Raw genomic sequence first — 4,480 nt, 5'->3', positions numbered from 1 at the left:
GGGACTCGCGCCCATGGGCGCAATAAAAGCCCTTTGAGGGCGTCATCTAATAAGCCTCCGGCTTTGCCGGAGGTCATTTAACTTTCTAAGAAGGTGTGTGTATATGATGTCAATAAATTAACAATTATCCTGAGTGATCGAGTGCATGTGTTTATCTGTCCTTAATGTATGTCGATATTGTCGTGTTTTTATAATAATTTGGCAGAGTTATTTTCTTTTTTACCTATAATTTTTATTCAATAGAGTTGTTTGTTTTGCGCTTTTTGGCTGATGATGCTAACCATCAAGATGGTAATTGAAGCCGCATGATCTAGATGGCTAATCTTGGGTATGACTGTTTGTTACAGTTGCATCAATTGATCCAAATTGAACAGCAGGATTTTCGTGGTCATCTCTGATTTTGTAACCTATATTGATTTTCAAAGTTATTTCCTTTCCTTTCCATTCGTTTTGTTAACGCAGGCTCACAAATGTGAATCACGCAGCAGTCGCATGGCTTGAGGGAGCTCATGTTGCTCCTCAGCATTTTCAGCAACAGGAGCGTTATTTTGCTGATCTCGCAATGCAGTACTTTCGTACACTGGGAGGTGATGATTTTGGCTTCATCGAACTTCAGCTGGCCAGGGAGTTAATGCCTTCAGGCAAGGTGGGGCTGAGATTCGCAAAAGGCGTTTTTCCTGATGCAACGCCATTTAATATCTCCCGTGAAATGGTGATAGATATCCCTGATGGCAGTACGGATCTTATCGTCTATCTGACGATTCCGCTACGAAGCTACGGGGATCAAGAGGTCGGTAGCAGGGAAGAGGTCAATTTTCGTTACCTGCTGTCCAGTGATGAAATCACGGACAATACGAATAAGGACAATCCGGCAGTCAATATCTCACTCGCGGAATATAACTTCCAGCTTCAGCTGGGTGGGCGGGACTTGAGTAACTATTCGACCCTGGCGGTGGCAAAGGTCAAGGAGCTGGATAGTGGCGGCGGGGTGGTATTGGATCCTGCGTTTATTCCGCCCGTACTCTGTGCCAAGGCCAGTACGGTTTTGAGCAGCCGCTTGAAAGAGTTCTATGCGCAGCTGAGTCACCGCGCCAAGCTCATTGAAAACCGTATCCACAGTGGTAAAAGCTATAAAAGCCTGCAGGCACTTTACCATGATCAGCTCTGGCAAATTCTCCTCCGGCAATGGGAGGCCCGCCTTGGGAGCATCAGGATGCATCGTCGTATTAATACCGCACAGCTTTACGATGAGTTGATCACGTTATGTGGTGCGCTGAGTACAATCAGCCAGCGTCCATTTCCTGAACCTAAGGGGTTGACGTTCAACAGTCTTGAGCAGGCGTTTACGCCGCTTTTTGGTTGTCTGGAGGAGTTTATCCAGGCAGCCAGTTATGAATACGTATGGGAGCTACTGCCAAAAGAAGCGAAGCCGGCCGACCGTCGCTGGGAGTATGCATTGACCGGCGATATTGACGACAAAAGCCGTTTCATTATGGCAATTCCAGAGAAAAGGGTTCGAGAAAATCCCGGTGACATCCTTAACCTGATTACACTGGGGCCTAAAAATCGGATTGATCAACTGGTTTCGACAGCGATCAAAGGTATTACGCTTTCCCGGTTATCGATTCCTCCGTTTGAACTCAATCTACCAGATCATTGCTTCTATGAAATTGATACCGAGTCAGATCTGATCAAGGAGGCCATCAACAACCATATGCCACTGGTCATTCATGCGTTTCAGCAACTGGGTAGCTTCAATATACGTTTATTCATTGTACGGCGCTGAAGAGTATTCATATGCCTGATATCAAAGCACAGGGGAATCCTGAACTGGGCCAGACGGCTTCGGATAAAGAACACCGTCAGGATGTGCCGTTGATTTTGGACTGGGTAGACCTGAAAGATCCGCTGGTTAATCGCTTATACCCATTTCTGGCTGTTCTCAGTCACATTAATCGTCTCAGTGACCAGAGCGCTGTCCCTGACAGTTTATTTGGGCAGCTAACCGAAACAGCGATAAAACTGCAGAAGTCTTACCCTGATGAAGTGACGTCGGTAGGTTGTATGTGGGTGTCTGCTGCCATTGATGAAAAAATCATGATGAGTCGCTGGGGGGCAGCCTGGCGACAGGAAACACTCTGCAGTCGATTGTTCTTTCGGGGCGATGCCGGCGTACACTGTTTTGACTTGCTGGGACAGTGGTTGCAGCATCCAACGCCCAACCCTTCATTGTTACTGGTTGCATACCTCTGTATGAAAATGGGGTTCAGGGGGCAGTTCAGGCATGACGGAAAGGAGCGTATCAGTGAGCTCTATTCGCAACTGAAAAAACAGCTGGGTCGAAATCGGTATTTGCGGGAGCAGCCGTTTGTTTTTATCGATATCAATGACCGGAGTACCCGGTTTAAAACCCGTTGGCACATAAAAAAATGGCCAATAAGCATTGTGGCCACCGTCTGTGTTGTCACCCTGGTTATCGGTGCCACTTTATGGTCTGTTTCAATGCAATACCGTTTGCGTACAGAAATACTGGATGAGACACAGCGTATCAATCAGCTGTTTGATGATAATACGGAGGTAAGCCCCTCGGACATTCGTCATGCTCTTTTCCCTAAGAAATAAAGTGCTTGTCTTTATCATACTGGCGTTCCTGATACTCGGCATCATCGCGACGGCATTAGGGATGGCTGTGATGATGTCGGGGCATTCCGTTTATGGCGCATGGGTAACCGGTGCTGGTGTCATTGTTTTCCTGGTGGCCTTTTTGTGCCTGTTGTTTCTTGTTATCACCCGGTACAGGCAACTGTCAGAACCGGCAAAGCTGGTTTCAGAGTACATGAGCCAGTTAATGGCCTACCAGGCCAGTATTCGTGAAAAAACGACATTTTTTCCATGGTTCTACGTGATTCATGCTGAGCCTAAAGAATCCAATGCGCTGATGGCAGCGCTGCGCTTTCGCTTGCTTCCCCCTGATAATGACAAGGTTCTCAACTGGATTGAGATATGGACTGAAGGTCGTACCGTCTTCATCTGTCCGTCCAATAAATTATTGTCTCTGGATAAGAGGGATCCGTTATTGAGTGAGTTGCTGGGTAGGATTCACCATTATCGAAAAAGCAGGACGTTCAGTGGTGTTCTGATTGATACATCACCAGAGGTTTTACAGGAGAATGCGGTTTTTGGTAAAGAGTTGCCACAGCATATTATTCGGCTGTGTGAGCGCATTGGTCAGTCACTCCCGATACTTTTCATGACAGCCGGCATTGATACGATCTTTTCCCGGGCGGTGCTGAATCGAAATTTCAGTCGTGAAGAACGCTCTAAGGCATGGGGGGCGTGGCGCGATGAATTACAGAAACCTGCCAGTGAATGGTTTAGAGAAAGCTGGCAAACACAAATGCAGCAGCTCTTTTGTAAGCAGGTTCATGCAATCAGCAATGATTATGATGATGCCCTGTGTAATGACAGTCTTGCGCTTGTTTTTGAGTTCATACAACTCGGTGCCTGGCTTGGCAAGTTGGTTAACTATTTTGATCATGCGTTTGATAAACAGCGTCCGCAACTGAGGGGTTACCTGCTCATCGCATCCGGAGAGACAGAGGCGGTGACCAGCCTGCTGGCGAGGTGGTGTCACCAGTATTTTGGATTGTCGACAGCGCTGGCGCACCCATGCACGGCAGACACGGCTTTTGCCAGTGGATTGTTCCACCAGGTGTTTTTGCCTATGTCCCAATATGCCGGGGCTAATCGTACGGCACAGTTCTTTCATCGTATGTGGGGTGGCGTTTTTGTGGCGGGTGCGTTCCTGTTTGTCGGTGGAGTGGCCTGGTGGTGTTATCTCAACCTTGATCAATTAGAACAGCTGAATACGGAAACAAGTCGCGTCGTGGATACTTATGTCACGGAAAGGATCAGGGCGCGTGGCAGTAGCGATGAGACGCTTGAATCTACCCTCGAGCAGCTGCAAATATTGCAGACATTGAATAAAACCTATGAACAGCTACCGATGCGTTTTCTCATTGCGCATTGGGCTGTCAGGAGTTATTCCAATACGTTTCGTCACTTCTATGACGAGCAGTTGAAAAACCGGTTATATCCATACCTCGTCAAGAGTGCAGCACAGGCGTTGGAGGTGCAGCTTGTCAATGCCGAAATCCAGTCTGTATTTGATCGACTTCGCTTGTATCAGATGTTGTATGATCCTGGCCTACTCCACAAAAGAGAATTGATTCAAGGGCTCTTGCCCATCGTCAGTGAAGAATACAGTTTATCCGTTATCAATGAATACCGACTCTCGGAACAGGCCAGTGACCTACTTTCGCTATCGAACTATCCGGTACAGTTACCGGATGTCTCCCTGCTGAATCAGGCGAGGGACAGTCTTTCCGGGTTGAGTGATACCTGAATCCGTGAGTTCTTGATTTACCTGGCAATCAATCGGGTCAATCTCTTAATTCCAGGTGACCGGGTTAATCAGATT

General features: G+C 47.4%; 3 protein-coding genes. All 3 read left to right on the top strand.

Features of this window, described 5'->3' with window-relative positions; translation table 11 throughout:
* Positions 1-472: 472 nt before the first annotated feature.
* The 3 genes from tssK to ABD892_RS11535 are packed head-to-tail and all read left to right on the top strand — an operon-like array spanning position 473 to position 4,405.
* On the top strand, positions 473-1,786 hold the full coding sequence (gene tssK / locus ABD892_RS11545; RefSeq protein ID WP_345195816.1) for a type VI secretion system baseplate subunit TssK: 1,314 nt from the start codon (positions 473-475) through the stop codon (positions 1,784-1,786).
* Positions 1,787-1,797: 11 nt separating this feature from the next.
* Positions 1,798-2,622 (top strand): DotU family type IV/VI secretion system protein, encoded by an 825-nt coding sequence (locus tag ABD892_RS11540; RefSeq protein WP_345195815.1) that lies wholly within the window; start codon positions 1,798-1,800, stop codon positions 2,620-2,622.
* Position 2,623: 1 nt separating this feature from the next.
* The gene (locus ABD892_RS11535; protein WP_345195813.1) at positions 2,624-4,405 is read left to right on the top strand and encodes a type VI secretion protein IcmF/TssM N-terminal domain-containing protein; all 1,782 of its coding nucleotides are present in this window, start codon (positions 2,624-2,626) and stop codon (positions 4,403-4,405) included.
* The last annotated feature ends 75 nt before the right edge of the window (positions 4,406-4,480 follow it).

It is taken from the genome of Kistimonas scapharcae, assembly GCF_039540975.1.
Classification (GTDB): Bacteria; Pseudomonadota; Gammaproteobacteria; order Pseudomonadales; family Endozoicomonadaceae; genus Kistimonas; species Kistimonas scapharcae.
The sequence above is the reverse complement of the archived record's forward strand: the minus strand, read 5'-3'. Positions and strand labels throughout refer to the sequence as shown.